The organism is Mesorhizobium sp. M1E.F.Ca.ET.063.01.1.1 (assembly GCF_003998155.1).
Taxonomy (GTDB): Bacteria; Pseudomonadota; Alphaproteobacteria; order Rhizobiales; family Rhizobiaceae; genus Mesorhizobium.
Genome location: NZ_RZSC01001063.1, coordinates 1 through 1,566, shown reverse-complemented (window position 1 = coordinate 1,566; position 1,566 = coordinate 1). Strand labels below are relative to the sequence as shown.

The following is a 1,566-nucleotide window of genomic DNA, read 5'->3' as shown; positions in this document are numbered from 1 at the left end:
GCGCATCGGGATCTCGCGGATGCGCGGACCGCCGCTGGCGTGAGCCTCGAACTTCTTGAAGGGCGCGCCCACCGCTCAGGAAATCCTGACCAGCGGGGCGACGGCCGCGCCGCCGAACTCCGCAACCACCGTCTCGCCGCCCACCGCCGTCTGGCCGACGGCGACGCGCGGCACGGCGTTCAACGGCAGGAAGACGTCGACGCGCGAACCGAAGCGGATCAGCCCGAAACGCTCGCCGATGCCGATCGAGCCGCCGGCCTCTGCCCAGCAGACGATGCGGCGCGCCACCAGGCCGGCTATCTGTACGGCCGCGATCGTGCCGTTGGGGCTGTCGATGACCAGCCCGTTGCGTTCGTTCTCGGAGCTTGCCTTGTCGAGCTCGGCATTGAGGAATTTGCCTGGACGATGCTCGATCCGCGTGATCTTGCCGCGCACCGGGGCGCGGTTGATGTGGCAGGAAAAGACATTCATGAACACCGAGATGCGGGTCATCTCGGTGGGGCCCAGGCCAAGCTCTCGCGGCGGCACGGCAGGGCCGACGGCCGAGATCACGCCGTCCGCCGGGCTCACCACCAGCCGGTCGTCGACCGGCGTGACGCGCTCGGGATCGCGATAGAAATAGACGCACCAGGCGGTGAGGATGAGCCCGATCCAGAACAGGATCGATGAGAAATAACCGAGGAAAAGCGTTGCCGCGCCGAAAGCGGCGATGAAGGGATAGCCCTCGCGATGGATCGGAACGAACGTATTCTTGACCGAATCGAGAAGCGTCATAGGGCTGGAGGCGGTCCCTGTTTCAGGTTCCGGCCTCAATAGCCGAAAGCCCCCCTCCCCGCAACGCAACAATGGGGAGGTCTATTCCCCGATGCCAAGCATTGTTGATGCCGGCGGGACTTTTAGCATCCGCTGTCGGAAAGCAGCCCCCTCGCCCGTCCTTGGCAGGACAGCCCAACCAGGGAGCCAGCCATGCCGTCGCCGAAATCCGCCACCAGGAAAGCAAAGATCATCACCGAAGGCCTCGCCTTCGGCGAGTCGCCACGCTGGCATGAGGGGCGGCTCTGGCTCTGCAACTGGGGCACCGGCGAAATCGTCGCCGTGGAAGAGGACGGCACGAGCGAGGTCATGCTAACCGTGCCGGCCGTCCTGCCGTATTCGATCGACTGGCTGCCGGACGGGCTGCTCCTGGTGGTTTCCGGTCGGGAAGGCCTGCTGCTCAGGCAGGAGGCGGACGGGGCGCTCGTCACGCATGCCGATCTCCGGGGACTGTCGAAAAACCCCTGGAACGAAATCGTCGTCGACGGGCGCGGCAACATCTATGTCAATGGTGGCGGGCCGGCGCCGGCGCCGGGCGAGCATTTCGGACCGGGCACCATCGTGCTGATCACGTCGGACGAGACTGTGCGGCAAGTGGCCGAGGACATCGCCTTCGCCAATGGCATGGCGGTGAGCCGGTTGGCGTGGGATTCGGCGACGATGAGCGTACGGTTGTCCGGCGTCACCGCCATGCCATTGGCGAAGGCGATGTCCTCGGCCACTTGCCGCACAGTCTCGTCCGACGTGATCAGC

Annotated in this window: 2 protein-coding genes and 1 pseudogene; 1 reads left to right on the top strand and 2 read right to left on the bottom strand. The window is 65.8% G+C overall.

Going from position 1 to position 1,566, the window contains the following annotated elements; genetic code table 11:
• Positions 1–75: 75 nt before the first annotated feature.
• The gene (locus tag EOA29_RS36010) at positions 76–813 is read right to left on the bottom strand and encodes a phosphatidylserine decarboxylase (protein WP_281059633.1); all 738 of its coding nucleotides are present in this window, start codon (positions 811–813) and stop codon (positions 76–78) included.
• A gap of 153 nt (positions 814–966) precedes the next feature.
• Here EOA29_RS36010 and EOA29_RS36005 point away from each other — a divergent pair.
• A pseudogene (locus tag EOA29_RS36005) lies at positions 967–1,392 on the top strand (SMP-30/gluconolactonase/LRE family protein); the annotation flags it as partial.
• Here EOA29_RS36005 and EOA29_RS43505 read toward each other — a convergent pair.
• Complete coding sequence (locus EOA29_RS43505; RefSeq protein ID WP_245468729.1) at positions 1,314–1,505, bottom strand: hypothetical protein; 192 nt, start codon at positions 1,503–1,505, stop codon at positions 1,314–1,316. The pseudogene EOA29_RS36005 and the gene EOA29_RS43505 sit on opposite strands and share 79 nt — an antisense overlap.
• Positions 1,506–1,566 lie beyond the last annotated feature (61 nt).

Coding starts and splice junctions, on each gene's coding strand:
- EOA29_RS43505 (WP_245468729.1), bottom strand. CDS start 1,505: ATGGCGGTGACGCCGGACAACCGTACGCTCATCGTCGCCGAATCCCAC.